Origin of the sequence: Micromonospora sp. M61, assembly GCF_018070245.1 — a bacterium.
GTDB classification, from domain to species: Bacteria; Actinomycetota; Actinomycetes; order Mycobacteriales; family Micromonosporaceae; genus Micromonospora; species Micromonospora zamorensis.
The window spans coordinates 18,252-44,511 of record NZ_JAGPYA010000014.1 but is presented as its reverse complement, the minus strand read 5'-3'; the positions used below and the strand labels follow the sequence as shown (position 1 = coordinate 44,511).

Here is a 26,260-nt window from a genome sequence, read left to right as displayed (position 1 = left end):
CTCGTGCAGGGAGAGGTCGTCGTCCGGCTGCCTTTGAGTGCCCATCACGCCCCCAGCAGGCTCTGGCCGCAGACCCGGACCACGTTTCCGCTGACCGCACCGCTGGCCGGCCAGGCCAACCAGCCGATCGTCTCGGCCACGTCCACCGGAAGCCCGCCCTGGGCCAGGCTGTTCATCCGCCGGCCCGCCTCGCGGACCACCAGCGGGATACGCGCGGTCAGCCGGGTCTCGATGAAGCCCGGGGCCACCGCGTTGACGCTGATCCCCCGCTCCCGCAGAGCCGGGGCGAGCGAGTCGACCAGGCCGATCACGCCGGCCTTGCTGGTGGCGTAGTTGGTCTGCCCCCGGTTGCCGGCGATCCCGGCGATCGACGAGACCGAGACGATCCGCCCGCCGGTCGGGATGAGCCCCCGCTCCAACAGCACGTCGTTGATGCGTTCCTGGCTGGAGAGGTTGACGTCGATGACCTGGTCCCACCGGTCGGCGTCCATCCGGCCGAGCGTCTTGTCCCGGGTGATGCCGGCGTTGTGCACCACCACGTCGACCCGGCCGTGTCGGCCGGCCAGGTGATCGGCGAGCCGGGTCGGTGCGTCCGGTGCGGTCAGGTCGAGTTGCACCGCCGTACCGCCGATGTCGTTCGCCACCGCGGCCAGCGCGTCACCGGCGGCCGGGATGTCCAGCGCCACCACCTGTGCGCCGTCGCGGGCGAGCACCCGGGCCAGCGCCGCGCCGATGCCCCGGGCGGCGCCGGTGACCAGCACGACCTGCCCGTCCAGTGGGCGGTCCCAGTCGGCCGGGGCGGTCGCCTCGCCGGTGCCGACCCGGATGACCTGACCCGAGACGTACGCGGACCGCCCGGACAGCAGGAACCGGAGCGTCGACTCGAGGCTGGTGAGGACGCCGTTCTCGGCGCGGGTCACGTAGACGAGTTGGGCGGTCGTGCCCCGGCCGAACTCCTTGCCGATGCTGCGCACCAGACCTTCCAGGGCGCGCTGGGCGGTCGCCTCGCGGGGCGTCGGGCACTCCTGCGGTGGTGTGCCCAGCACGATCACCCGGCCGCCGGGCAGCACGGCCCGGGCCTGTGGGTGGAAGAAGTCGTAAAGCTGGCGCAGCTCGGTCGAATCGGTGATCCCGGTGGCGTCGAAGAGCAGTGCGCCGTACCGCCGCGGGTTGTCGCCGGGGGCGGTGTCGGCGGCCGGGTCGGCCACCTCGACCCCGGCGGCGGTCAGGATCCTGCCGACCGGCTCGGCGAGCCGGCCGCCGGTGGCCGCGCCGAGCAGGGCCGGCCCGGGCAGCAGCGGGTCGCCTGGAGAGTGCCGGCGCAGTCGGGGCGGGTCGGGCAGCCCGAGGCGCTTGACCAGCGTGCGGCCGGCAGTCGATTGGACGAAGCTCGCGTACCTGTCGGTCATGGGCGTAGCCTACTGGCGAGTAGGGTTCGAGCAACACATGTCGAGGAGGCGGATCGTGCAGAGCATTCGGCGGGTCGCGGTCATCGGGGGCAACCGCATCCCCTTCGCCCGTTCCAACTCGCGCTACGCGGACGCGTCGAACGCCGACCTGCTCGGCGCCGCGCTGGACGGCCTGATCGCCCGGTACGGGCTGGCCGGGCAGCGCGTCGGTGAGGTGGTGACCGGCGCGGTGCTCAAGCACTCCCGCGACTTCAACCTCACCCGCGAGGTGGTCCTCGGCTCCCGGCTCGACCCGCACACCCCGGCGTACGACATCCAGCAGGCCTGCGGCACCGGCCTGGAGGCGGCGATCCTCGTCGCCAACAAGATCGCCCTCGGTCAACTCGACGTGGGCATCGCCGGCGGCGTCGACACCACCTCCGACGCGCCGCTCGCGGTCAACGAGGAGATGCGCCGCACGCTGCTCAAGCTCAACTCGGCCCGCACGCTGGGCGAACGGCTCAAGGTCGCGGCGAAGCTGCGCCCACTCCAGCCGTTCAAGCCGGAGATCCCGCGCAACGCCGAACCCCGTACCGGCCTGTCCATGGGCGACCACGCCGCCCGCACCGCGGTGCGCTGGCAGATCGACAGGCGATCCCAGGACGAGCTGGCCCTGCGTTCGCACCAACGGCTCGCCGCCGCGTACGACAGAGGTTTCTTCGACGACCTGATGACTCCTTACCTGGGGCTGACCCGCGACGCGAACCTGCGCCCGGACACCAGCGTGGAGAAGCTCGGCTCGCTCAAGCCGGTCTTCGGCACCCGCGGCCCGGACGCCGAGCAGGCCACCATGACCGCCGGCAACTCGTCACCGCTCACCGACGGGGCATCCACCGTGCTGCTCGCCAGCGAGGAGTGGGCGGCCGCGCACAACCTGCCGGTGCTGGCCTGGTTCAGCTGGTCGGAGACGGCCGCTGTGGACTTCGTGCACGGCGACGAGGGGCTGTTGATGGCCCCCGCGTACGCGGTGCCCCGGATGCTGGCCCGCGCCGGCCTGACCTTGCAGGATTTCGACTACTACGAGATCCACGAGGCGTTCGCGTCCCAGGTGCTGGCCACCCTCGCCGCCTGGGAGTCGCCGGAGTTCTGCAAGGACAGGCTCGGCCTGGACGCGCCGCTGGGCGCGATCGACACCGACCGGCTCAACGTCAACGGCTCGTCGCTGGCCGCCGGACACCCGTTCGCCGCCACCGGCGGGCGGATCGTGGCGACCCTGGCCAAGCTGCTGGCCGAGCGGGGCAGCGGACGCGGGCTGATCTCCATCTGCGCGGCCGGTGGTCAGGGTGTGACCGCCATCCTGGAGCGTTGAGGGCGGCAGCCCCGGGCAGCCCCGGCCCGGTCCCGGTGTCGACCGGTGGGTGCGGGACAATGAGGTACGTGACGACGATCCCCAACGTGCTGGCCAACCGGTACGCCTCGCCCGAATTGGTCGCCCTCTGGTCTCCGGAGGAGAAGGTCCGGATGGAGCGGCGGCTCTGGCTCGCCGTGCTGCGCGCCCAGCGGGATCTGGGCGTCGCCGTGCCGGACGGTGTGGTCGAGGCGTACGAGCGGGTGCTCGACCAGGTCGACCTCGCCTCGATCGCCGAGCGGGAGCGGGTCACCCGGCATGACGTGAAGGCCCGGATCGAGGAGTTCAGCGCGCTCGCCGGGCACGAGCACGTGCACAAGGGCATGACCTCGCGGGATCTCACCGAGAACGTCGAGCAGCTCCAGGTGCGCGCCTCGCTGGAGCTGATCCGGGACCGCGTCGTGGCCACCCTGGCCCGGCTCGCCTTCCTCGCGTACGAGCACACCGACCTGGTCATGACCGGCCGTTCCCACAACGTGGCCGCGCAGGCCACCACGCTGGGCAAGCGATTCGCGTCGGCGGCGGAGGAGTTGCTGATCGCGTACGAGCGGCTGGAGGACCTGATCGCCCGCTACCCACTGCGGGGGATCAAGGGCCCGGTCGGCACCGCCGCGGACCAGCTGGACCTCTTCGACGGCGGCGCCGACAAGGTGGCCGAGCTGGAGCGGCGCGTCGCCGAGCACCTGGGCTTCTCCCGCGTGCTGAACAGCGTCGGGCAGGTCTACCCCCGCTCACTGGACTTCGACGTGCTGGCCGCGCTGGCCCAGACCGCCGCCGCGCCGTCGTCGCTGGCCACCACGATCCGCCTGATGGTCGGTCAGGAGCTCGCGACCGAGGGCTTCAAGCCGGGCCAGGTCGGCTCCAGCGCGATGCCGCACAAGATGAACACCCGCTCGTCGGAGCGGGTGAACGGCTTCGCGGTGATCATCCGGGGTTACCTGTCGATGGTCGGCGAGCTGGCCGGCGACCAGTGGAACGAGGGCGACGTGTCGTGCTCGGTGGTCCGCCGGGTGGCCCTGCCGGACGCGTTCTTCGCCGCCGACGGGCTGTTCCAGACGTTCCTCACAGTGCTCGACGAGTTCGGCGCGTACCCGGCGGTGATCAACCGGGAGCTGGAGCGATTCCTGCCGTTCCTGGCCACCACGAAGATCCTGGTGGCGGCGGTCCGGCGTGGCGTCGGCCGCGAGGTCGCGCACGAGGTGATCAAGGAGCACGCGGTCGCTGTGGCCCTGGCGATGCGTGAGAAGGGCTCGCCGGAGAACGACCTGTTCGACCGCCTGGCGGCGGACGGCCGACTCGGCCTGTCCCGCGCCGACATCGACACCCTGGTCGCCGACCGCTCCGCCTTCGTCGGCGCCGCCGCCGCCCAGGTGGCAGCGGTAACCAGCCGCATCACCAAGGTGGTCGAAACCCACCCGGAAGCCGCCACCTACAGCCCACCCCCCATCCTCTAACCCCACCCCCCCCAACCCCACCCATCCCCGGTGATCAAGAGGTTTGCGTCAACTTTGATCTCCTACTTGACGCAAATCTCTTGATCAACCACACGGGGCGGCGTGGGTGGGGTCGGTGGGTTGGGGCTATTCGCCGGTTGGGGTTTCGGCGGCGGTTCTGAGGTTGGGTGCGCTGGCCGGTTCGGCGATGCCGCCGGGCGACCCCGTGAAGCCCGCTACCTCCGCGGTCTCCGCGGCGACCACCGGCTGGTCGGCCGGCATGACCTCGGGCATCTTGGGCACGACGACCACGGCCGTCCCGTACGCGCAGATCTCCATCCACATCTCACCGCAGTCCCGGCTGTCGAACCGCATGCCGATCACCGCGTTCGCGCCGAGCCGCAGGGCCTCCTCGCCGAGCCGGGCCACCGAGTCGGTGCGCCACCGGGTCAGGTTGTCCGGAGCCATCGGGTCGTACGCGCCACCGCGCAGGTTCTTGACCCCCTCGCGGTACGGGTTGCGCGTCCTGGCCATCGATGACACCACCTCACCGAGAATCTGGCGGATCTCGTAGCCGGGCAGTTGCTCTGTCGTCACGACCAGCACGTTTCCGATGCTGTCAGGAGTGGCGTGACCCGATCGGGTGCATTGTTCACCTGATCGGATGCTGCAAAACGACGCGGCGCGGACGGCCGGCACGCCGCCGACCATCCGCGCCGCAGCGGGCGTTAACCGTCAGACACCGGCCACCGAGGTGATCCAGGCCCGGTTGTACGCAACGCTGCCGTAGTTCTGGATGCTCTGCCCGTCGGCGGTGGAGGCGACGCCGACCTGCTGGCCGTTGTAGAACTGCGGGCCACCCGAGTCGCCCCGCCACGCGTTGCCGCTGATCTCGGTGCTCCGGATCGCCTGCCCGCCGTACGCGTCGGTGACGCTGTTGCTGGTCACCCGCACGGTGGCGGTCTTCAACTGGCTCGACGCGGAGCAGCCGCTGTAGCAGGTCATGCCCCAGCCGTAGATCGAGTTCGTCGAGTTGAGGGGCGGGTTGCTGCTGGCCAGGCTGACCGTCGAGGTGCTGACGGTGCTGGAGAGTCGCATGAGGGCGAGGTCGTTGCGGGTGTAGGTGGCGCTGACCGTACGGGTGACGCCGCCGGAGGAGCGGTACACGCTGCCGACCCGGACGGACATGGTGCCGCTGATGCAGTGCCGGGCGGTGAGCACCCATTGCGGGGAGATCACGCTGCCGGAGCAGGTGAACGAGCCGTTGCTCATGACCGCCGCCGCCCAGGGGGCGGACGAGACGGTGGTGCCGCCGATGATGGGTTGCGGGCCGGGCGGGGCGGCGGACGCGCCGGACGCGGTGCCGAGGGCGCCGACCAGCGCGATGCTGAGTACGGCGAGCAGGGGGCGGATGCGCATCGGGTGGACTCCTTGGGCGGGGCGGACCCGGGGTCGCCGGGTGTGGATGGGCGACAGCGGGAGGTCCCCCCTGCCGCCTGAATCGACTTACGTCGATGTACAGTAGGGCCCGAGCCGGCCGTTATCAAGGACCTGATCGAGGATCGCCGATGTAACGATTCGGCCTTCCGTTGCGCCGTGTATGCCCTGCTGAGGCCACCTGCCCCGCCTGTGGAGCCGCTCAGAGCGCCAGTAATGTTGATCACTGCTTGAACTGCAGCCGGCCGGTGCGTCCGTGGCCGTATCTGCCAGGTACGCTGGCTGCGCTCGCCCGTTGTGGGTCGGCACCCAACTGCGTACACAGTCAGGAGTGCCCAGTGCCTCGCGTCGTCGTCGACGTCATGCTCAAGCCCGAGATCCTCGATCCGCAGGGCCAGGCCGTCGCAAACGCGCTGCCCCGGCTCGGCGTCGGTGACGTCGCCTCGGTTCGGATCGGCAGGCGGATCGAGATCGAGTTCACCGGTGAACCGGACCTGGACCGCGCTCGGGAGATTGCCGACAAGCTGCTCGCCAACCCGGTCATCGAGGACTTCACCGTCCGCCTGGTCGAGGCCGACGAGACCGCGGACGCCCGCTCGTGACCGCCCGGGTCGGTGTGGTCACCTTCCCTGGCTCGCTCGACGACGGGGACGCGGCCCGAGCGGTCCGGATCGCCGGCGCTGAGCCGGTCCGGCTCTGGCACGGCGACCCGCAGCTGCACGGCGTCGACGCGGTCGTTCTGCCCGGTGGCTTCTCCTACGGTGACTACCTGCGCTGCGGCGCCATCGCCCGGTTCGCCCCGGTGATGGAGACGATCGTGGACGCCGCTCAGGGCGGTCTGCCGGTGCTCGGCATCTGCAATGGCTTCCAGATCCTGTGCGAGGCGCACCTGCTGCCCGGCGCGCTCACCCGCAACCAGCACCTGCACTTCCGTAACCGGGACCAGGTCCTGCGCATCGAGTCGGCCGGCACCGCGTGGACCAACGCGTTCCAGCCCGGCCAGGAGGTGCTCATCCCGGTCAAGAACGGCGAGGGCTGCTACGTCGCGGACACCGCGACGCTGGATCAGCTCGAAGCCGAGGGTCGGGTGGTCGCCCGTTACGTCGGCGGCAACCCCAACGGGTCGATGCGCGACATCGCCGCGATCACCAACGCCGCCGGCAACGTGGTGGGCATCATGCCGCACCCCGAGCACGCGGTGGAGGCGCTCACCGGTCCTTCGCTGGACGGCCTCGGGTTCTTCACGTCGGTCCTCAAGCACCTGGTGGGGGCGCCGGCGTGACCGGCGACACGATCATCGGTCTGCTCAACCGCCGGTCTGGCGGGCACGAGCGCAGCGAGGAGAGGTCATGACCACCCATCCGGACCCGGTACGCGACACACCGGAGGCGTACTCCGCTCCGTCGCAGCCGGCGGAGCCCAGCCTGGCGCAGCCCGTGGCACCGGCCACCGCCCCCGCCCAGCCGGCTCCCGCCGTCTGGACCGAGGGCGTGGACACCGTTCCGCGCGCCGACGGCACCCCGGGCGAGCTTCAGCCGTACACCGAGCTTGGTCTGCGCGACGACGAGTACGACCGGATCCGGCAGATCCTCGGCCGCCGACCCACGCAGTCCGAGCTCGCGATGTACTCGATCATGTGGAGCGAGCACTGCTCCTACAAGTCGAGCAAGGTGCACCTGCGCCAGTTCGGCGAGAAGGCCCCGCCCAGCGACCGGATGCTCGCCGGCATCGGTGAGAACGCCGGTGTCGTGCAGATCTCCGACGAACTGGCGGTGACCTTCAAGGTCGAGTCGCACAACCACCCCAGCTTCGTCGAGCCGTACCAGGGTGCGGCCACCGGCGTCGGCGGCATCGTCCGGGACATCCTCGCCATGGGCGCCCGCCCGATCGCGGTGATGGACCCGCTGCGCTTCGGTGCCGCGGACCACCCGGATACCGCCCGCGTGCTCACCGGTGTGGTTGCCGGCGTCGGCGGCTACGGCAACTGCCTCGGTCTGCCCAACATCGGTGGTGAGCTGGTCTTCGACCCCTCCTACCAGGGCAACCCGCTGCTCAACGCGCTCTGCCTGGGCGTGTTGCCGGTCGAGCGGCTGCAGAACAAGGCCGCCGCCGGCCCGGGCAACGTTGTCGTTCTGATGGGCGCCAAGACCGGCCGGGACGGCATCGGCGGCGTGTCGGTGCTGGCCAGCGCGACCTTCGACGAGGGCAGCGAGGCACGTCGACCCGCCGTGCAGGTCGGCGACCCGTTCATCGAGAAGCTGCTGATCGAGGCGTGCCTTGAGCTGTACGACGGCCAACTGGTCGTCGGCATTCAGGACCTCGGCGGCGCCGGCCTGACCTGCGCGCTCACCGAGACCGCCGCCGCGGCCGGCACCGGCATGCGGGTCTGGCTGGAGCGGGTGCCGCTGCGCGAGCCCTCGATGGACCCGCACGAGATCCTGGCCAGCGAGTCGCAGGAGCGGATGCTGCTGGTCGTCGAGCCGGAGAAGCTCGACGCGGTGCTCAAGACCTGCGAGAAGTGGGGCGTTCTCGCCACCGCGATCGGTGAGGTCACCGCACCGGAGCCGGACGGCAGCCCCGGCCGACTGGCGATCACCTGGCAGGACCACCTGGTCGTCGACGTGCCGCCGGGTTCGCTGGTCGACGACGGTCCGGTCTACGCCCGGCCGATGCGTGAGCCGGCCGACCTGATCCTGCTCCAGGCCGACCGGGCCGAGACGCTGCCCCGGCCGGCCGAGCCGGAGGCGCTGCGGGAAACTGTGCTGCGCATGATCGCGTCGCCGAACCTCGCCGACAAGACCTGGGTCACCGAGCAGTACGACCGCTACGTGCTGGGCAACACGGTGCTCGCCCAGCCGGAGGACGGCGGCGTGATCCGGGTCGACGAGCGGACCGGGTTGGGCGTGGCGCTGTCGTTGGACGGCAACGGCCGGTACGCCAGGCTGGACCCGTACAACGGCACCAAGCTGGCCCTGGCCGAGGCGTACCGGAACGTGGCGGTGACCGGCGCGAAGCCGATCGCCGTGACCAACTGCCTCAACTTCGGCTCCCCGGAAGACCCGGGCGTCATGTGGCAGTTCGCCGAGGCCGTCCGCGGCCTCGCGGACGGCTGCCTGGAGCTGGGCATCCCGGTGACCGGCGGCAACGTCAGCTTCTACAACCAGACCGGCGCGGCGGCCATCCACCCGACCCCGGTGGTCGGTGTGCTGGGCGTGCTGGACAACGTCGCCGACCGGGTGCCGATGGGCTTCGTGCCGCGCGCCGGCGGCGACCACGACCAGCTCTACCTGCTCGGCGAGACGAACGTGGAGCTGTCCGGCTCGGAGTGGGCCTGGGTGACGCACGAGCACCTCGGTGGCATCCCGCCGCAGGTCAACCTTCTCCGCGAGAAGGCGCTCGCCGAGCTGCTGGCCGAGGCGGCCCGGGTCGGTCACCTGGCCTCCGCGCACGACCTCTCCGACGGTGGTCTCGCCCAGAGCCTGGTCGAGTCCTGCCTGCGGCGTGGCGTCGGTGCACGGGTCGCGGTGCCGGAGCAGTTCGCCGAGGGCTCGATGCCGTTCGTCTACCTGTTCAGTGAGTCCGCCACCCGGGTGCTGGTCTCGGTGCCGCGGGGCCACGACAAGGCGTTCGCGGCGCTCTGCGCCGAGCGGGGGGTGCCGTTCGAGCTGATCGGTGTCACCGACCCGTCCGGCGGCGCGCTGGAGGTGCACGGCCAGTTCCGGATCAGCCTGGACGAGCTGCGTACCGCGCACACCGAGACGCTGCCGCGCCTCTTCGGGGGTGCCGCCGCCGTCGAGGTGCCCGCGCCGGCCGCCGGCGTGGCGGGTGCGGTCGAGGGCGTCCCGCTGCCGGTCGCGGAGGCCGAGCCGGTCGATCCCGCGGAGGTGGTCTCCGAGCCGATCGCCTCGTTCGGGCCGGTCCCGCAGACCGGTGCCGTCGAGCCGATCGAGTCGGAGCAGCCGGGCACCGCCGCCGAGTCTGACCCCGGTGTCGCCGAGCCGTCGCCTGACGAGCGCTGAGGCGTTGGCGGCCGCCGTCCACGGTCAACCTGGTTCCGGTGCCCGGTTCGACTGGGGGCTGACCGGGGCGGCCGAGCTCGGACGGGTCTGCGCGGCACTGGTGGTGGTGGACGTCCTGTCGTTCACCACCTCGGTGGAGGTGGCGGTCGCCCGTGGCATGCGGGTGCACCCGTTCCCCTGGGGTGAACAGGCCGCGGACTACGCGGTGCGGGTCGGCGCGACCGCTGCGGTGGGGCGGCGGCAGGTGAGCGCGGAGCATCCGTGGTCGCTGTCGCCCGCCGCACTGAGCACCGCGCCGGTGGTGGCGGACCTGGTCCTGCCCTCACCCAACGGCTCCGCCATCAGCGCCGCCGCCAGCGCCACCGGCCTGCCGGTGGTCGCGGCGTGTCTGCGCAACGCACCGGCCGTCGGGCGTTGGCTGCGCCGCCAGGGGTACGGCACAGTCGACGCCCCGATCGGTGTGATCGCTTCGGGGGAGCGGTGGCCGGACGGCTCGCTGCGCCCGTCGGTGGAGGACCAACTCGGCGCCGCCTCCGTGCTGGACGCTCTCTCCGGCGTGCCGGGTGGGCTGTCCGTGGAGGCGGCCATGGCGCTCGCCGCCCTGGCCAGCACTCCGGACGTGCCCGCCGCGGTACGCGGCAGCGTCTCCGGACGCGAGCTGACCGAGAGTGGTTTCGCCGAGGACGTGGACGTCGCCGTCCAGGTGGGTGTGTCGACAGTGGTCCCGGTGCTGCGCCAGGGCGTCTTCTCCGCCGCCTAGGCATTGAATGGGCTGAGCCCCGGAACCGTTACCACGGTTCTGGGGCTCAGTTTTTGGTTGGTTAGTTGGTGGTTAGTTGCCGGTTGGTCGTTTGGGTGTTTGGCAGGTGGTTCGGGCTGATTCGAGGGTGCCGTTGATGGAGGTGACGCAGTATTCGTAGTTCCAGAAGCCTGAGGTTAGGTAGGCGATGCCGTGGGTGGGTTCGGTGAATGTTTGTTCGCTTGGGGTCAGGGGGCTGCCGTTGGTGAGGTCGCGGGTCCAGACGCGGTAGCCGGCGGCTGTGTCGTTTTTGGTCCAGGTGTTGGACGGTGTTGGCGTCGAAGGGGTTGATTTGTAGGCCGGTGGGTGCGGTGGGGGTTGTGGTGCCGACCCTGATGGGGCGTGCGGGGTTGGGGACGCCGGAGCCGGTGGTGTTCCAGCTGGCTACCGAGATGAGGTAGCGGTGGTTGGGTTTGAGGCCGTCGATGCGGGCGGAGAAGCCTTTGATGCCGGTGCTGGAGAGGATGGCGTTGGGGGTGTCCTGGTCCCAGAAGAGGACTTCGTAGCGTTCGATGGCGCTCGGGTTGGTGGGTACGCCCCAGGTGATGGTGAAACCGGTGGCGGTGGGCTGCGTGATGATTCCGGTGGGTCCGGGGGTGCCGTCGGGTTGGCTGTCGCGGTTCTGATGGGTGACCAGGCGGATTTTTGGTCGTCGGTGTCGCCGTTGTCGGTGCGGACCTGGTATTCCCAGGTCAGCCCTTTGACGGAGAGGGTTTCGTGAGGCATATGACGCTGTGCGGTCCGGGGTTCCTGTCTACCCAGCTGCGCTGGAGGCGTCCGAGGCTGCGGTCCGTCTGTACGCCGCTCATCTGCTCGCCTGGTTCCCCGAGGAAGAGGGCTTGCTCGGCCCAGCGTTGGCTGACCTGATCCGGCGGGAGCCGGAACCGGTCGTCGCGGCAACTGCCTGCGTTGCGGCTGGTCTGAGTTGCCCTGACGGCAGTGAAGCACTCGTTGGCGCGCTTTCAACTCGCCGAGACAGCGCTGACCTTGTGGAGCGCTGGTCGGCGGTGTTGGGCCTGTCGCGGATGTTGCGGCGCCCGGACCGGTCCCAGGTCAGGGATCTCTACTCGTGCCTCTTCTGGGCTGTCGAACCCGTTCCCCACTGGCCCTTTCTCGAAGGTGACATGGCCAGCTTGGCGGCCCTGACGATTGCCGACCTGAGTCCGGACGTCGCCGGCGATCGCATCGATGTGCTGGCCGAGAGGGCGGCTGCTGCTGACCCCACCACGGACAACGTCACGCTGCTGAGGGCCCTGCTGGATGCCGCGTTCCCTGAGCCGGTGCCGGACACTGCGGAATTCGACGACCTCACGCTGGTCCAGCAACGAACGCTCGCAACGCTGTTGGGTAGCAACATCCTGCAGGGCGGGGCGATGGTGGCCATGCTTCTCGGGCGGTACAACCTCCCTGACAGTGAGCCACGGCTTCGAACGTGGTGCAGCGGTTGATGCATGCCGGGTGCGCCAAGGCCCGCTTGACGTGGCGGGCCGGGCGGCCAACTTTCAGGAGGTGGGGCGGCGGCAGACGGTGCGGATGGTGGGCGGGCGGCTCAGATGAATGTGTCTCCGCAGACCCGCCAGGGATCTCCGTTCCGGCCCTCCAGGGAGAGGTCGACCTCGCGGGTCGCACCGTTCGCCCCGACGAGCCGCACGTCGATCCGCGCCTCGTAGCCGGGTTCGTCTGCGAACGCCCCGCCGAGGACGGCGTGATCGACGGGCCGGAAGCCGTCCTTGAGCTTGCCGACGAAGGCGTCTTGAGTCATAGCCTTCTGGGCGTCGGCGCAGAGCAACTGGTATGCCCCGGCGTCGTCACCCGCTTCGACCCGGTCGAAGTATTGCCCGGCGACCGCCTTGGCATCGTCGATGTCCGGCCCCGCGAACCAATACAGAAAGAATCCGGTCACTGGAAGCGCGCAGATCACCAAGGTGACGACGATGCCGATCACGAGACCGACTTGGGTGCCGCTCGACCAACCACCGCTGCCTCCGCTGCGCGGCGAGGGTGGCATCATTTCGCTTGGCGACAAGGGTGGCATCATTTCGGGACCCGGCGCTGACGGTGACGAGGTCATATTCGCGACGGTATTGATCGCCGACACCGAACCGACCACGTTCCGGACACGACTAAGTCAAGATCGCTCCTCGGCACACGCACGGCAGCCGGCCTTGGCTCCACCATGACTGTGGTTACAGTCGGCGACAGCTGAGTGCGTGCGGACGCAGTCGAATTCCGGCAGAGAACGAACCATTGCTGCCAGGACGCCGTGCGCGAGGGGGAGGCCACCCAGCTCGCTGATCCTGAACCAGGCGATGTCGTCATGCTCCTCAGGTGCACTGTTGGTGGGAGAGCCGACCCAGTCGCCAATTTGCCAGACACCCACGTGAACGGCGTCCTCGCCACTGCCGTCATGCACGACGCCCACGTGTGAAGCGGACTCCGCCACAATCTGAACACCGAGCTCCTCGTGCATCTCACGTGCGAGGGCTTGTAGTTCCGACTCACCCGCTTCGACCAGCCCGCCGGGCAGGTCCCAGACATCTGGGTACGCCCGTTTGGTCGGCCTGCGATGAACCAGCAGGATTGCACCGTCCCGTACGAGTGCACCTGTGACGACGACACGCATGACGGGATTAGAGCACGAGGATAGGACACGTTCGTTCCCATCAACGAGGGCTCCCAGCCGTCCAGATCTGCGGGAGGCGGCGGGTCGATCACGACGGTGACGCTGGGTGTCCGACGGTGGTGGTGGTGAAGGTGACGCAGCGGATCTGGTCGAGAGTTTCCAGCCACGCACCGTCCGCGGCGCAGTCCGAAGGACGGTGAACGGTCCGGGTGACTTCGGCATCGTGGGCACTTGCGCAGTTGACCACCTTCACCCGGCCACTCACCTCGCGCGGTCCGTCAGTCGTGGCGATGCCCGTTTCGCCGAATACCTGGAAGCAGGTGCCGGCCGGGAACGCACCTGATCGCTGGCGGCGGTGATAGGCGCCCAGGGACAGGACCGCCCCGGCCAGCACCACCAACACCACCACGGACGACCCGGCCAACCATAGGGCCCGCCGTCTACGAGCCTTGTTGTCGCCCGTGTCGTCAGCCATTGCCACCCTCCGATCGGCAGCGCCGAGACTAGAGCACGACGCCGGTCAGCGGGGGACGGCCGGGACCGCACCCACGGACGACACTCGCCGCCAGTCCGGAGCAACGACGACAGGAGAGCGAGAGCCCACGCCAGTCATCAGTTCCCGCCTGACGAAGCGGTCCCTGGGCAGGTGTGGCACGACCGGGGGGCGGCATCCGCCCAGCCGAACCGGAGGTACCCGGCCCGGTGTCGGTTCATCGGACGTCGAAACCACCGGTGCTGCGGTAGACGCCGGGTTCGAATTCCTGGCTCCTTACACCGTGCCCGGTGAGGACGATTTCGGTGGGCTGTTCGGACACCATTGCCAACTCCTGCGGTTCCTGCGCCACGGGCGGCGCGGGCGGATCCTGCGGCGCGGGCGGCACGCGGCGCGGGTAGAGATTGCGTAGGAATCTCTCCACCGGGTGTTCGACTTAGCGGTAGCAGGCCCACGCCAGGGCGATGCCCATCACCGTCCAGATCAGCAGGACCTTGAGGTTCGTCCAGCTCGCGGGGCTGGACTTCACAGTGCCCATCAGCCAGTGGATGACCGACAGGTGGACCAGGTAGAAGGCGTAGGACCAGGCGCCGAGGGCGACGAGAGGTTTCTGCGGAAGATCGAGGGGCGCCCGGAGATGTCGCGGATCGCTGCCGCGAGCACCACGACTACGCAGGCCGGCACCAGGCCCTGCTGCGACCAGTGCGCGCCCCACCAGCCCTGCTGTGCACCCCACCACAGCAGCAGCACCGAGGCGGGCACCGTCGACAGGGCGAGCCACAGGTTGAGTTTCGGCCGCCAGTCGCGCAGGAGCGCAGCGGCGGCGATCATTCCCAGCAGGAATTCGACGAATCGGACCGGCGGGAAGCGAAGGAACCAGGAGAGCTGGATCCAGTACTGCTTCGGGTCGATCAGATCCTGCACGAAGAACCAGTAGGCCCATTCGACGAACAGGCCAACCGCCGCGATGATCGCGAGCGCCGGCAGCCGCAGCCGCAGCAGCGGCCGGATGACGATCTTGAGACAGTTATCCCAGGTAAGACCCATCCAGCCAACGACAGATCCAAATGAATCGCTCCCACTGGGACCTCGGGCCAGGCTCCCTGTAATCGGCCTTACGGCGAGGCACCGCCCCCGGACGCAGAAAAGAGCGGCTGCCCGGTTCGGGCAGCCGCTCTCGTCGTTCGAGGCCGGGCGGAGGAGTCCCGGTCAGTCGTCCAGCCAGTCGAGGCGTCGGCCGCCCCGCTCGGTCGGAGGCGGGGTGTCGGGCCGGGCCCGCCCGCCCTGCTGGTCGTAGCCCCGGTTGTCGTAGCCACCGGGCTGCGGGGGCTCCTGGCCGTAGCCACCACCCTGCTCGTAGCCGCCGGCCTGCTGGCTGCTGCCGTAGCCACCCTGGTCGTAGCCCCGGTCGTCGTAGTCGCCGCCGCGCTGCTGCGGGGCTTCCTGCCCGTAGCCGCCGCGCTGCTCGTAGCCGCCGGCCTGCTGGCCGTAGCCGCCCTGGTCGTACGCGCTGGTCTGCTGGCCGTAGCCGCCTGCTGGCTCCGCAGCCCGACCGCCGCCGTACGGGGCCGGGTCCGGCTGGCCGTAGCCCTGCCCCTGCTCCGGCTGGTAGACGCCGGTCGCGTACGGGTCGGCCGGAGCCGGGTACTGGGTGTTGTCGCCGGTGTACCGGCCGGTCGGCTCGTCGTACCGCTCGCCGTAGGCCGCTCCGCCAGCGGGAGCCGGCGGGTAGGCGGCGGTCCCGGCCGGCGCGGTGTAGTCACGGCTGCCGTAGCCGCCACCGGAGGCCGGAGCGTTGCCGTAGGCCGGGGCGCCGCCATAGCCAGCGCCGGAGCCGGGCGCGGCGCCGTAGCCGTCACCGGCCGCGCCAGCGCCGTAGCCGCCCTCGGGGCCCGCCGGAGTGCCGTAGCCGCCGCCGGAGGCGGGTGCGTTGCCGTAGCCGCCACCCGACGCGGGTGCGTTGCCGTAGCCGCCGTACCCGCCCGGTGCTGGCTCGTCGCCGTAACCGGCGCCGCCCCAGCCCTGCTGGCCCGCACCGCCGTACGCCTGCGCAGGCGCGGCGTACGGGTCCGGCGGAACGTCGTCGACCACCGGGCGGTGCATCATCGTCGGCGCATCGCTCAGCGCCGCGCCACCGATCATGGTCGGGTCCGCCCCGCCGTCGGGCCGTCCGCCGACCACCCGGGTCTCTTCGGCGCCACGGAAACCGCCCCGCGCAGGTGGGACCGGACCGCCGCCGCCAGCCGCCGCAGGGGCTTCGTCGTCGTCGCCGTTCTCCCTGCGCTTCATCCAGAGCAGCACGATGGTGCCGACGCCGGCGGCCACCAGAAGACCGCCGAGCAGAATGATCAGGTACGAGCCCATGCCGCCGCCGCTGTCCTCGTTGTTCGAGGCGTTCGCCGCGGCACCTGGGCTGGGGTCCTCGGAGGCCTGCTCCTCGGCGCCCTCGTCGGTCGCCTCCTCGGTGGGAGTGGCCTCGGCGGTAGCGGATGGGGTGGCGCTGGGCGTCACTTCGACCTTGATATCCAGGCTGATGCGCTGCCCGGTAACAGACTGTCCCGCGTTCGCGTTCAAACTCTTGGTGGCATTGATGTTGTCGAAACTGGCACCAAGGTCGAGCCGTCCCGGAGCGATCGGATTGCCGGCGGTTCCAGTGATTCTAAAGTCGCCGCTTCCGTTGCTGACGGTGTCGAACCGCTTGCCGGTGCTGTCCTGAAGGATCACGATGGCGTTAGGCACCGGCTCGCTGTTGGCCCTCTTGACCACCTTGCCGGAGACCGACCGCACGGTCTGGTTCTGCGGCGTCGGCGGCGGCGCGGCCTTGCCCTTGACCGTCAGCGAGACGGTGGCGGTGTCCGGGCCCGAATCGGCCTCGACGGCCACCGTGACGGTCGCTGTCGCGTCGCCGGCGTTGTCGTTGGCCGCGATCCTGACCAGCACCGACCTGGCTTGGGGGTTGCCCAGACCGGGGAAATCGACGTCGCCGCAGCCGCTGGCGCAGCTGACGCCCGACGGCAGACCGGACAGGCCGATCTTCGCCTTCCGGTCGTTGTCACCGGGAGTGACGCGCACGGTCACCGTGGCGTCGCTTCCGGCGTTTACGGTGACGGAGCCGGGGGAAACTTCGACCTCTGCGGCCATGGCTGGTGTGGCGGGGACGGCGAGCAGAGCGCCGGCAACCAGCGCTACGACCACACCGGCCCGCTGCTTCCAGGCACGTCGGTGTGTTGACACGTCCACCGCCTTCCGGGCTGACTTCCCTCTGACCGGCGGGGCGCCGGGCCGGGGATCATCACGGTTCAGATACGCCGTCGGCAACTATGCCTTGTCCGACCGGATCGGCGCGACCCAGGGCCAGCGTCAGGTAGTTGGCCTGCGGGTCGTATCGTCCCGTCGTGTCCTCTCCGCACAGTAAGTCCGCTGCCGTGACGGCGGCGTTGTTGGCGCTCGACGAGGGGCGTACGCCCGAACGGCCGGTGTTCCGAGAGGCGGTCCGGTCGTTGTTGGCCGTCCTCGCGGAGCGCGCCCCCGGCCGATCGGTGGAGGTGCGCGTCCCACCATACGGGGCGATCCAGTGCGTACCGGGACCTCGACACACCAGGGGAAACCCACCAAACGTCGTCGAGATGGCTCCCGACACCTGGTTACGGTTGGCGACCGGGAGGATCGGCTGGGTCGAGGCGGTCGCCGAAGGTCGCGTCCAGATGAGCGGTGTCCGTGCGGATCTCTCGGCGTATCTGCCCCTCTAATTATCTCCGAGTCCCACTCACGGTGACGGCGTGCGCAGGAATCGTGACTATCTGTATTGACGGCGATTCGCGTACACTGTCAGGCGACGACAGTGGTCCCGGCAGAGAAGTGTGGATCCGCCCGTGATCCCGCCCGGCCGGTCCAGACCAGCATGAGGGAGCGGTAGGTGCCCCGAGGCGACGGCCGGCTGAGCCACGACCTTGACCCCCAACGACCTGGCCCCCAGGATGCCTGTGGCGTCTTCGGCGTCTGGGCCCCCGGCGAAGAGGTTGCCAATCTGACCTACTTCGGCCTCTACGCCCTGCAGCACCGCGGCCAGGAGGCGGCGGGCATCGCGGTGAGCGATGGCTCCGGCGTGGTGGTCTACAAGGACCTCGGGCTGGTGGCCCAGGTCTTCGACGAGCCCACCCTGGCGAGCCTGCGCGGCCATCTGGCCATCGGGCACGCCCGCTACTCCACCACCGGCGCGTCGAACTGGGAGAACGCCCAGCCGACGATCCGGTCGACCACCTCCGGCACGACCATCGCGCTGGCTCACAACGGCAACCTGGTCAACACCGCCGAGCTGGAGAAGGAGGTCGCCGAACGCGGCCTCGTCGCGGACGGTTCGACCAACGACACCTCCCTGGTGACGATGCTGCTCGCCAGCCGACCGGATCTGTCGGTCGAGGCGGCCGCACTGGAGGTGCTGCCGCAGCTGCGTGGCGCGTTCAGCTTCGTCTTCATGGACGAGTCGACCCTCTACGCGGCCCGCGATCCGCACGGCGTCCGCCCGCTGGTGCTCGGCCGCCTGGAGCGCGGCTGGGTGGTGGCCAGTGAGACCGCCGCACTGGACATCGTCGGTGCCAGCGTGGTGCGCGAGGTCGAGCCGGGCGAGCTGATCGCGATCGACGAGAACGGCCTGCGCTCCACGCGGTTCGCCGCGCCGGAGCCGAAGGGCTGTCTCTTCGAGTACGTCTACATCGCCCGCCCGGACGCCACGATCGCCGGGCGCAACGTCCACTCGGCGCGGGTGCAGATCGGCCGGCAGTTGGCCAAGGAGCACCCGGTCGAGGCCGACCTGGTGATCCCGGTGCCCGAGTCCGGCACCCCGGCCGCGATCGGCTACGCGGAGGCGTCCGGCATCACCTACGGCGCCGGCCTGATGAAGAACCCGTACGTGGGGCGCACCTTCATCCAGCCGTCGCAGACCCTGCGTCAGCTCGGCATCCGGCTCAAGCTCAACCCGCTGCGGGAGAACGTCCGGGGCAAGCGGTTGGTGGTCGTGGACGACTCGATCGTGCGCGGCAACACCCAGCGCGCCATCGTGCGGATGTTGCGTGAGGCGGGGGCACTGGAGGTGCACGTCCGGATCTCCTCACCGCCGGTCAGCTGGCCGTGTTTCTACGGCATCGACTTCGCCACCCGGGCGGAACTGCTGGCCAACGGGTTGGACAACGACGGCATCCGGCGCTCCATCGGCGCCGACACGCTGGGTTACGTCTCGCTTCCTGGTCTGATCGCCGCGACCGAGCAGCCGAAGACCAGGCTGTGTCGGGCGTGTTTCGATGGGGAGTACCCGATCGAGCTGCCGGCCGGCAACCTGATCGGCAAGCACGTGCTCGAAGGGGTGGGCCGACGGGTCGCCAACTCGGCGCCGGAAGCCCCGCACACCAACGGCTCGTTCGTCGCCACTCCGGGTGGCGTTACCGCAAACCGCCCGTAGCACCAACCGGCGCGGCCCGGCCACCGCCGGCGCGGCACCGAGAACCAAAGGGGAGAACCGTGACGCACGTGTCCGAGCGCAACGGCGCAGGAAGCAGCCCGACCGGCGCCGGCGGCGACCGTCAGCCCTGGACGGCCGGCGCTGGCCGTCAGGCGCGCAAACGCTCGGTCTCGTACGCCGATGCCGGGGTTTCGATCGACGCGGGCGACCGCGCGGTGGAGTTGCTCAAGTCGAAGGTGCGCCAGACCCGCCGGCCCGAGGTGATGGGTGACCTGGGCGGGTTCGCTGGTCTGTTCCGGCTGGACACGAAGAAGTACAAGAGCCCGATCCTGGCGTCCTCCACCGACGGGGTGGGCACCAAGCTGGTGATCGCTCAGCAGATGGACATCCACGACACGGTCGGCATCGACCTGGTGGCCATGGTCGTGGACGACCTGGTGGCCTGCGGCGCCGAGCCGCTGTTCCTGCTCGACTACATCGCCACCGGCGAGGTCGTTCCGGACAAGGTCGCCGAGATCGGGGCGGGCATCGCCGACGGCTGCCGTTACGCCGGCTGCGCGTTGCTGGGCGGGGAGACCGCCGAGCACCCCGGTGTGCTGCGCCCGGACGAGTACGACATCTCCGCGACCGGTGTCGGCGTGGTCGAGGAGGCCGACATCCTCAGCCCGGACCGGGTCGAGGTGGGCGACGTGGTGATCGCCATGCGCTCCTCCGGTCTGCACTCCAACGGCTACTCGCTGGTCCGGCACGTGCTGCTCGGCGCGGCCCGGATGCGCCTGGACATCGTGATCGACGACTTCGGTCGGCAGCGGACCCTCGGTGAGGAGCTGCTCACCCCGACCAAGATCTACGCCAAGGACTGCCTCAAGCTGATCGCCGAGGCGGAGGTGCGGGCGCTGTCCCACATCACCGGTGGCGGCATCCCCGGCAACCTGGTCCGGGTGCTGCCCGAGCACGTCGACGCTGTGGTCAACCGCTCCACCTGGAAGCCGCAGCCGATCTTCGACCTGATCCAGTCGAAGGGTCGGATCGACGACCAGGACATGGAGTCGACCTTCAACATGGGCGTCGGCATGTTCGCGATCGTGTCGGCCGAGGACGCCGACCGGGCGCTGGCCACGCTGACCGGCCGTGGGGTCGAGGCCTGGCAGGCCGGCGAGATCATCGAGGGCACCGGCAACGTGCAGATGGTTGGTCAGCACACCCGAGGATGATCATGTTCCGGTGATCGTACGGGCACCTGATCAGGGCTTCACCCGAGTGGCCTATGCCGCCTAGCCTGAAGGGCTCAGGCTTGGCGGAGGAGGGCGATGGCTGCTCGGGGACAGTCGTTCAGCGGGATGCGGGGTCTTTCCACCGTCCCGTCGTACGTCGTCATGCAGCCCACCACCCTCTGCAACCTCGACTGCGCGTACTGCTACCTGCCGTTTCGTGCCACCGACCAGCGGATGCCGGTGGCGGTGGCCGAGGCGGTGGCGGCGGCGGTCAACCCGTGGGCGGCGGCCGGCCGGTTCTCCGTGGTGTGGCACGGCGGCGAGCCGTTGGCGGCCGGCCGGGAGCACCTGGCCGACCTGATGGCGCCGTTCGACCCCGAGGTCGAGCATCACGTGCAGACCAACGCCACGCTGATCGACGACGACTGGTGTGACTTCTTCGCCCGGCACGAGATGCGGGTGAGCGTGAGCGTCGACGGGCCGCGGGCCCGCAACGGCGACCGGGTCAACCGGGGCGGCCAGCCGGCGTACGACCGGATCCTGCGCGGCGTCGCGGCGCTGCGCCGTCATGGTCTGCCCTTCTCCGCCCTGGCCGTGGTGTCCCAGCCGGGCCCGGGGCTCGCCACCGAGCTGTACGACTACTTCCTCGAACTGGGCTGCGATGTGCTGGGCATCAACATCGAGGAGACCGAGGGGGTCAACACCCGGGACAACCGCCACGACTCCTCGGCGGTGACCGCGTTCTGGGCGGAGCTGGTCGCGGCGTGGCGCCGTGACCCCCGGATCCACCTCCGCGAGGTCGAGTGGACGTTGCGCTACGCCGCGGCGGTGCTCGACAACTCGGCTGACGGGGTGCTGCCCCGCCAACTGGACTCGATCCCGACCATCGGTCACGACGGCTCGGTGACCGTGCTGTCCCCGGAGTTGGCGGGCTTCACCGACCCGCGCTACGGCGATTTCAGCAGCGGCAACGTCCTGCACGCTCCGCTGGCGGAGATTCTCGGCGGAGCGGCGGCGACCCCGTGGGTGGGGGAGTTCCTGGCCGGGGTGGAGGCCTGTCGGGTGTCCTGCCCCTACTTCGGCTTCTGTGGCGGTGGCCACGCGGCCAACCGCTACTTCGAGCTGGGGCGTTTTGACGGTACGGAGACCGAGCACTGCCGAAACAGCAAGATCCGCCTATTGGATGGAGTGTTGGAGCATGCCCGAGAGCACCAGTAACCGGCGGCCTGAGCGCGAGGCGGATGACGGAGTCAACGAGCGGGTGCGGGAGGCGGCCCCTGCGCTCGTCGCGCTGCTCCAGGAGGCTGAGGACGCCAGGCGGCTGCGCTCGGAGGTGTCGGGCGGCGATGGTGCCAGCGCTGTCTGCGCCTGGAACCACTTCGAGAACATCCCGACCTTCTACAACTGGAACAACCGCCCGCGCTGACGGGAGCCGTGAACAGGGGCCTGTCGAGCGGCCGGAATAACTCCGGTCGGGTCAGGCCCCTGATCGTCGGCAGCTGAACCTGCACGGGACGTGCGTGAGCACGCGGGTATCACCGCGTGCTCAGCTGCGTCGAGAGGTCAGCGGGCCGGACGGACCCAGGGATCCGGATCGTCGTCCGCGTGATCCTCATCATCGTCGTCGACGAACTCTTTAGAGTCGTCGTCGAAGTGGTGCTCAGACTTACCAGCACCCGCCAGTTCGCGCTGCAAGGCGGTGAGGTCGGTGTTCGGGGAGTGGTACTTCAACTCCCGGGCCACCTTTGTCTGCTTGGCCTTAGCACGGCCGCGCCCCATGGCTCGACCCCCTCGCACAGAATGCGGGGCAGCCCGAAGGCGGGCCCCGATGACGTCAGGCATCTCTCGTGGCTCTTACGGTACATGGGGATGCCACCGTTCGGCACCTCGGGTTACCGTCAGCCGGCTCTGCGCGTCGCGTCGATCCGGCCGTCACCCAGTGTACCGGGTAAGGAGCGGAACGGTTAGCGCCCGTGACACCGGACAAACCGCATCAAAATTCGATCCGGTCCTCAGCCTACCGAGCCGCGTCGGCACAGGGGGCCCGGAGGCGGATCCCGTCGATCCGCCTCCGGGGAATGCTCAGCGCAGGTGGATCGACCGCAGGCGGCCGACCTCCGCCATCCGGCGCTCGGCCAGCCGATCCGCGGCGACCGCTGGCGGCACGCCCTCGGCGTCGGCCAGGCCCAGGATCTCGCGGGTGGTGTCGTAGATCCGGGTTGCCCGCAGCTTCGCCCGGTCGAAGTTGAAGCCCTCGATCTCGTCGGCGACCTGGATCACACCGCCGGCGTTGACCACGTAGTCCGGCGTGTAGAGGATGCCCCGGTCGGCCAGCAGCTTCTCGATGCCCGGGTGGGCGAGCTGGTTGTTCGCCGCACCGGTCACCACCTTGGCGCGCAGCGCCGGCACGGTGTCGTCGTTCAGCGCGCCGCCCAGCGCGCACGGCGCGTACACGTCGATGTCCGCGGCGACCAGCGCGCTGGCGTCGTCCATCAGGGTGACCTGCGGGTGGTTGCTGCGAACCCAGGCCAGCGCCTTCGGGTTGACGTCGGTGGCGACCACCTCGGCGCCGTCCTCCAGCAGGTGGCCGGTGAGGTATTTGCCGACCTTGCCCAGACCGGCGACGCCGACCCGGCGGCCACGCAGGCTCGGAGTGCCCCAGACGTGCTCGGAGGCGGCCCGCATGCCCTGGAAGACACCCCAGGCGGTGAGGATCGACGAGTCGCCGGCGCCGCCGTGCTCCACGCTGCGCCCGGTCACGTAGCGGGTCTCCCGTGCCACCACGTCCATGTCCGCCACGTAGGTGCCGACGTCGCACGCGGTGTAGTAGCGACCGCCCAGCGACTCCACGAAGCGACCGTACGCGCGCAGCAGCGCCTCGCTCTTGATCTGCTCGGGGTCACCCCAGATGACGGCCTTGCCACCGCCCAGGTCCAGCCCGGCGAGCGCGTTCTTGTACGCCATCCCACGGGACAGGTCGAGCACATCGGCGAGGGCGTCGTCCTCGCTGGCGTACGGGTAGAAGCGGGTGCCGCCGAGCGCCGGCCCCAGCGCGGTGGAGTAGATCCCGATGATCGCCTTCAGGCCGCTCTGCTTGTCCTGGCAGAAGACGACCTGTTCGTGACCGGTCGATACCGGATCGTCGGTGCTCGCGAATACGCCCATGGTTGGCTCCTGGAGTGGTGTGCGTCCTTGTGGGACGCGGACCTGGTGGACCCCGGCGGGGATGCTGCCGGTGAGATCGAGCCTAGTATCGGCCGCCCTGGGGACGCTCGACGCGCCGCCGCCGTCCCACGTTGCGGCGCGCGTGGTCCGGCCGCTGACCTCATACGGCTGTGGTTCGTGGGAGGATCGCGCCGTGCCGTCGCTCTTCGCTTCTTACCTGCGCGTGTACGAACCGTTGACCGCCTTCGACCGGGACCGGCAGAGCTACTGGCGCCGCTACGTGTCCGAGGGGCGGGCGGTGGCCCCGGTCGAGGGGCCCGGCCGACAGCGGACGGCGGTGATCGAGGCGCTGGGCGCGGGCTGGACCCGGCTGCCGGACCTGCCGGAGGAGGCGTACGTCCTGGAGACGGACGACAGCCTGCTGGTCTGCCCATGGAACCTGCGGATCCGGGTCGCTGAGGCGGCGCTCAGCGCTCGGGACGGGGTGCCCTCGGTGCTCGCTGACGCCTTCGTGCCGCCGGTGCTCGCCGGCCAGGCCAGGGCGGTCGTCGACGACTGGCGCAGCGGCGCCCGGGTGCTGGAGCACGGGGTGCCCCGGGTGCACGAGCAGATCGCCACCTGGGGAGTGCCTCTGCGGTGGTTCGTGCTCTTCGAGCCGGCCGAGCGGGACCTGGTCACCCAGCCGGGCCGGCGGGCGCTGCGCTACCGGACCGAGATCTCCAAGGCCCGTCGCCGGTCCTCACGGGCGCTGTCGGTGCTGCGCAAGTCGGTGGGCGAGGCGCCGATCACCGAGGCGGTGGAGGAGGCGGCGCGCTGGCTGGAGGAGTTCCATCCGCGCTCGGTGGTCGAACTGGACTACGGCGGCCTGGTCGACCTGCTCTCCGACGAGACCCTCACCGCTGACGACTCGCCCGAGTTGGTCGCCACCGGCCTCGCGGGGCTGTCGCGCGGTGAGGCCGAGGAGGCGTCCGCCGCGTACGACACGTTGGTGGCCCGGTGGCGTGCCGTGCAGCTGCTGGAGCGGTGCAACTAGGGGCATATCGCCCGAGGAGCGCTCCCAAGGTGAGGTGTGCTCGTAGTTGACGCATCACGAACCGTGATCATGAGTCCGAATAAGGTACTTTCTGCCGTGTAAAAGTCGTAAAAATCGGGCATGGTTCATCCGTCCGTCTAGGGACCTTCATCCGTTCGGCCCATGTCGGACATCGGGGACTAGCCGGACCATGGGAGACGCGTCGGCCGGCGGGACCCCGGCCGATGTCTATACATGTGGAGGAGTGACCGATGGCATCGCGAACGCACGAACCAGAGCCGCTACTCACGCCGGCCGAGGTGGCGTCGATGTTCCGTGTCGACCCGAAGACGGTGACCCGGTGGGCAAAGGCTGGCAAGCTCAGTGCCATCCGCACCCTGGGTGGCCACCGTCGATACCGCGAGTCGGAGGTCAGGGCGCTGTTGCAGGGTCAGATCCCGCAGCAGCGGCAGGGCGACTGAAGCGGCAATAGTTTTCCGGTCAGGGGCGGTGGATCTCGATCCGCCGCCCCTTTCCATGTCCTGAGTGGCCGCCGTCGCTGCGTCTCAGCGCCGCGTCTCGGCCAGCGTCACCCGGATGCCGACAGTGCCGCCCTCGCCGCGCCGCAGCCGGCTGCCGAGCAGGCTGAGTCGACCGATCAGGCGGTACTTGTGCTTGAGCAGGTCCCGTACCCGACCGGTGTCGCCGTTGCCGTAGATCGTCGCGTGGGCTGGCACCTCCGCCCCGTGTGGCCGCCCCCGCACGTCGCACGGGGCCACGGTCACCTCACCGTTGTGGCGGATCCGCTTCACCTTGCCCGAGTCGGCCCGGGTCCAGACCGCCAACGCCTCACCATCTCGTACCGCCCAGACGGGGGTCGGCACCGCCCGACCGTCCTTGCGGAAGGTCGTGAGCAGGATGTACTTCTCGGCCGACAGCCGGTCCAGCGTGGTCACCCCGCAAGGATACGGCCGCTACCGGCCGCTGAGTGGACAGATAGCGTGAACGTCGTGACGGTTGAGCCTCGAATCGGTGACGTGGTCGGCGAACTGCTGCGGGACACGCTCGCGGTGGCCAGCGGGGTGGGCCCTCGACCGCTGGTCGGTGGGCGCCTGCCCCGGCCGGTCATCGAGATCATCGAGCGGGACGACGGTCTGATCAACGGCGCGCCGGCGGCCCACTATCTGGACGGTCCGCAGGACTGGCAGCCGTACGACCACCGCGCGGTGGACCGGGCCCGCGGCGAAACGCTGGACGTCGGCACCGGCGCCGGCCGGATCGCCCTGCTGCTCCAGGAGCGCGGCGTACCGGTCACCGGGCTGGACACCTCCGCGGGCGCGGTGGACGTGAGTCGACGCCGCGGTGTCCGGCAGCTGGTGCACGGCACCGTCGACACGCACGTCGCGGACGGGCAGCGTTACGACACATTCCTGCTGCTCGGCAACAACCTCGGGCTGTTCGAAGGGCGGGAGCGTGCCCCCGTGTTCCTGGCCGCGCTCGCCGCGCTGGCCCGACCGGGGGCGCAGATCATCGCGCACGGCACCGACCCGTACGGCACCCGTGACCCGGTGCACACGAGTTACCACGAGCGCAACCGCAGTCGGGGTCGGCTCGGCGGTCAGCTCCGGCTCCGGTTGCGCTACCGGGAGCTGAGCACCGAATGGTTCGACTATCTGGTCTGCTCGGCGGAGGAATTCGCCTCGCTGGTGCACGGCACCGGCTGGCGGTTGACCGATGTGGACGACCGCGACAAGCCGTACTACCTGGCCACGCTGCGGCTCGCCGACTGAGCGACGGCCCCCGCGCTCCGCATC

Annotated in this window: 28 protein-coding genes; 15 read left to right on the top strand and 13 right to left on the bottom strand. The window is 70.1% G+C overall.

Going from position 1 to position 26,260, the window contains the following annotated elements:
• Positions 1-44 precede the first annotated feature (44 nt).
• Positions 45-1,409: a 3-oxoacyl-ACP reductase gene (locus tag KBX34_RS10605; protein ID WP_210924733.1), complete on the bottom strand. Its 1,365-nt coding sequence runs from the start codon at positions 1,407-1,409 to the stop codon at positions 45-47.
• A 55-nt stretch (positions 1,410-1,464) separates the two neighbouring features.
• Between KBX34_RS10605 and KBX34_RS10600 the strand changes: the two genes are divergently transcribed.
• Positions 1,465-2,757, top strand: coding sequence for an acetyl-CoA C-acetyltransferase (locus tag KBX34_RS10600; RefSeq protein WP_088950941.1), 1,293 nt, complete (start codon positions 1,465-1,467; stop codon positions 2,755-2,757).
• A 68-nt stretch (positions 2,758-2,825) separates the two neighbouring features.
• Positions 2,826-4,250, top strand: coding sequence for an adenylosuccinate lyase (gene purB / locus KBX34_RS10595; RefSeq protein WP_210924731.1), 1,425 nt, complete (start codon positions 2,826-2,828; stop codon positions 4,248-4,250).
• Between the two features lie 126 nt (positions 4,251-4,376).
• Here purB and KBX34_RS10590 read toward each other — a convergent pair whose 3' ends face one another.
• Positions 4,377-4,940, bottom strand: a complete 564-nt coding sequence (locus tag KBX34_RS10590) for a YbjQ family protein (protein ID WP_210924729.1) — start codon at positions 4,938-4,940, stop codon at positions 4,377-4,379.
• A gap of 24 nt (positions 4,941-4,964) precedes the next feature.
• Positions 4,965-5,648, bottom strand: a complete 684-nt coding sequence (locus KBX34_RS10585; RefSeq protein ID WP_088950943.1) for a trypsin-like serine protease — start codon at positions 5,646-5,648, stop codon at positions 4,965-4,967.
• Positions 5,649-6,004: 356 nt separating this feature from the next.
• Between KBX34_RS10585 and purS the strand changes: the two genes are divergently transcribed.
• The 4 genes from purS to KBX34_RS10565 all read left to right on the top strand — a co-directional run bounded on the left by purS (position 6,005) and on the right by KBX34_RS10565 (position 10,445).
• Positions 6,005-6,268, top strand: coding sequence for a phosphoribosylformylglycinamidine synthase subunit PurS (gene purS / locus KBX34_RS10580; protein ID WP_030491392.1), 264 nt, complete (start codon positions 6,005-6,007; stop codon positions 6,266-6,268).
• Positions 6,265-6,948, top strand: a complete 684-nt coding sequence (gene purQ, locus KBX34_RS10575; RefSeq protein ID WP_088950944.1) for a phosphoribosylformylglycinamidine synthase subunit PurQ — start codon at positions 6,265-6,267, stop codon at positions 6,946-6,948. Before purS ends, purQ begins: the two co-directional genes overlap by 4 nt.
• Positions 6,949-7,015: 67 nt before the next feature.
• A complete protein-coding gene (gene purL / locus KBX34_RS10570; protein WP_210924727.1) occupies positions 7,016-9,685 on the top strand; it encodes a phosphoribosylformylglycinamidine synthase subunit PurL in 2,670 nt (889 codons plus the stop codon).
• Between the two features lie 4 nt (positions 9,686-9,689).
• Positions 9,690-10,445: a 2-phosphosulfolactate phosphatase gene (locus KBX34_RS10565; protein ID WP_210924796.1), complete on the top strand. Its 756-nt coding sequence runs from the start codon at positions 9,690-9,692 to the stop codon at positions 10,443-10,445.
• A gap of 61 nt (positions 10,446-10,506) precedes the next feature.
• Here the strand turns inward: KBX34_RS10565 and KBX34_RS34410 are convergent, their stop codons facing one another.
• On the bottom strand, positions 10,507-11,061 hold the full coding sequence (locus tag KBX34_RS34410) for a fibronectin type III domain-containing protein (RefSeq protein WP_374223675.1): 555 nt from the start codon (positions 11,059-11,061) through the stop codon (positions 10,507-10,509).
• Positions 11,062-11,323: 262 nt separating this feature from the next.
• Between KBX34_RS34410 and KBX34_RS10555 the strand changes: the two genes are divergently transcribed.
• On the top strand, positions 11,324-11,932 hold the full coding sequence (locus KBX34_RS10555) for a hypothetical protein (RefSeq protein ID WP_210924726.1): 609 nt from the start codon (positions 11,324-11,326) through the stop codon (positions 11,930-11,932).
• Between the two features lie 101 nt (positions 11,933-12,033).
• Here KBX34_RS10555 and KBX34_RS10550 read toward each other — a convergent pair whose 3' ends face one another.
• From KBX34_RS10550 to KBX34_RS10525, 6 genes are all read right to left on the bottom strand, one after another.
• Entirely contained in the window at positions 12,034-12,429 is a 396-nt protein-coding gene (locus KBX34_RS10550) for a hypothetical protein (protein WP_210791965.1), read from the bottom strand.
• A 183-nt stretch (positions 12,430-12,612) separates the two neighbouring features.
• On the bottom strand, positions 12,613-13,107 hold the full coding sequence (locus KBX34_RS10545) for an NUDIX domain-containing protein (RefSeq protein ID WP_210924725.1): 495 nt from the start codon (positions 13,105-13,107) through the stop codon (positions 12,613-12,615).
• 88 nt (positions 13,108-13,195) lie between these two features.
• Positions 13,196-13,582 (bottom strand): hypothetical protein, encoded by a 387-nt coding sequence (locus KBX34_RS10540; protein ID WP_210791967.1) that lies wholly within the window; start codon positions 13,580-13,582, stop codon positions 13,196-13,198.
• Between the two features lie 235 nt (positions 13,583-13,817).
• Positions 13,818-14,024, bottom strand: coding sequence for a hypothetical protein (locus KBX34_RS10535; RefSeq protein ID WP_210924724.1), 207 nt, complete (start codon positions 14,022-14,024; stop codon positions 13,818-13,820).
• 113 nt (positions 14,025-14,137) lie between these two features.
• Positions 14,138-14,647, bottom strand: coding sequence for a hypothetical protein (locus tag KBX34_RS10530; protein WP_210924723.1), 510 nt, complete (start codon positions 14,645-14,647; stop codon positions 14,138-14,140).
• A 162-nt stretch (positions 14,648-14,809) separates the two neighbouring features.
• Positions 14,810-16,834 carry a hypothetical protein gene (locus KBX34_RS10525; protein ID WP_307871371.1) on the bottom strand — a complete coding sequence of 675 codons (2,025 nt, stop codon included), beginning with the start codon at positions 16,832-16,834 and terminating at the stop codon, positions 14,810-14,812.
• A 191-nt stretch (positions 16,835-17,025) separates the two neighbouring features.
• Here KBX34_RS10525 and KBX34_RS10520 point away from each other — a divergent pair, with 191 nt between their 5' ends.
• The 5 genes from KBX34_RS10520 (at position 17,026) to amcA (ending at position 21,695) form a co-directional block, all read left to right on the top strand.
• Entirely contained in the window at positions 17,026-17,349 is a 324-nt protein-coding gene (locus KBX34_RS10520) for a sterol carrier family protein (RefSeq protein ID WP_099849700.1), read from the top strand.
• Between the two features lie 167 nt (positions 17,350-17,516).
• Positions 17,517-19,055 carry an amidophosphoribosyltransferase gene (gene purF, locus KBX34_RS10515; RefSeq protein WP_088950947.1) on the top strand — a complete coding sequence of 513 codons (1,539 nt, stop codon included), beginning with the start codon at positions 17,517-17,519 and terminating at the stop codon, positions 19,053-19,055.
• 59 nt (positions 19,056-19,114) lie between these two features.
• Positions 19,115-20,269, top strand: coding sequence for a phosphoribosylformylglycinamidine cyclo-ligase (gene purM / locus KBX34_RS10510; protein ID WP_141912148.1), 1,155 nt, complete (start codon positions 19,115-19,117; stop codon positions 20,267-20,269).
• Between the two features lie 126 nt (positions 20,270-20,395).
• Positions 20,396-21,487, top strand: a complete 1,092-nt coding sequence (gene amcB, locus KBX34_RS10505; protein ID WP_307871372.1) for a cyclophane-forming radical SAM peptide maturase AmcB — start codon at positions 20,396-20,398, stop codon at positions 21,485-21,487.
• Complete coding sequence (amcA, locus tag KBX34_RS10500) at positions 21,468-21,695, top strand: multiple cyclophane-containing RiPP AmcA (RefSeq protein WP_088950950.1); 228 nt, start codon at positions 21,468-21,470, stop codon at positions 21,693-21,695. The genes amcB and amcA overlap by 20 nt, the downstream gene beginning before the upstream one ends.
• A 137-nt stretch (positions 21,696-21,832) precedes the next feature.
• Here the strand turns inward: amcA and KBX34_RS10495 are convergent, their stop codons facing one another.
• Together KBX34_RS10495 and KBX34_RS10490 are read right to left on the bottom strand one after the other, a co-directional pair.
• Positions 21,833-22,048 carry a DUF3073 domain-containing protein gene (locus KBX34_RS10495; protein ID WP_088950951.1) on the bottom strand — a complete coding sequence of 72 codons (216 nt, stop codon included), beginning with the start codon at positions 22,046-22,048 and terminating at the stop codon, positions 21,833-21,835.
• Between the two features lie 303 nt (positions 22,049-22,351).
• Positions 22,352-23,434 (bottom strand): Glu/Leu/Phe/Val dehydrogenase dimerization domain-containing protein, encoded by a 1,083-nt coding sequence (locus KBX34_RS10490; RefSeq protein WP_088950952.1) that lies wholly within the window; start codon positions 23,432-23,434, stop codon positions 22,352-22,354.
• A gap of 193 nt (positions 23,435-23,627) precedes the next feature.
• Between KBX34_RS10490 and KBX34_RS10485 the strand changes: the two genes are divergently transcribed.
• Positions 23,628-24,467, top strand: coding sequence for a hypothetical protein (locus tag KBX34_RS10485; RefSeq protein ID WP_088952124.1), 840 nt, complete (start codon positions 23,628-23,630; stop codon positions 24,465-24,467).
• A 251-nt stretch (positions 24,468-24,718) separates the two neighbouring features.
• Positions 24,719-24,928 (top strand): BldC family transcriptional regulator, encoded by a 210-nt coding sequence (locus tag KBX34_RS10480; RefSeq protein ID WP_007073996.1) that lies wholly within the window; start codon positions 24,719-24,721, stop codon positions 24,926-24,928.
• Between the two features lie 84 nt (positions 24,929-25,012).
• Here the strand turns inward: KBX34_RS10480 and KBX34_RS10475 are convergent, their stop codons facing one another.
• Positions 25,013-25,402 (bottom strand): PPOX class F420-dependent oxidoreductase, encoded by a 390-nt coding sequence (locus KBX34_RS10475; protein WP_210791971.1) that lies wholly within the window; start codon positions 25,400-25,402, stop codon positions 25,013-25,015.
• A gap of 54 nt (positions 25,403-25,456) precedes the next feature.
• Between KBX34_RS10475 and KBX34_RS10470 the strand changes: the two genes are divergently transcribed.
• Complete coding sequence (locus tag KBX34_RS10470; RefSeq protein ID WP_210924721.1) at positions 25,457-26,236, top strand: bifunctional 2-polyprenyl-6-hydroxyphenol methylase/3-demethylubiquinol 3-O-methyltransferase UbiG; 780 nt, start codon at positions 25,457-25,459, stop codon at positions 26,234-26,236.
• The last annotated feature ends 24 nt before the right edge of the window (positions 26,237-26,260 follow it).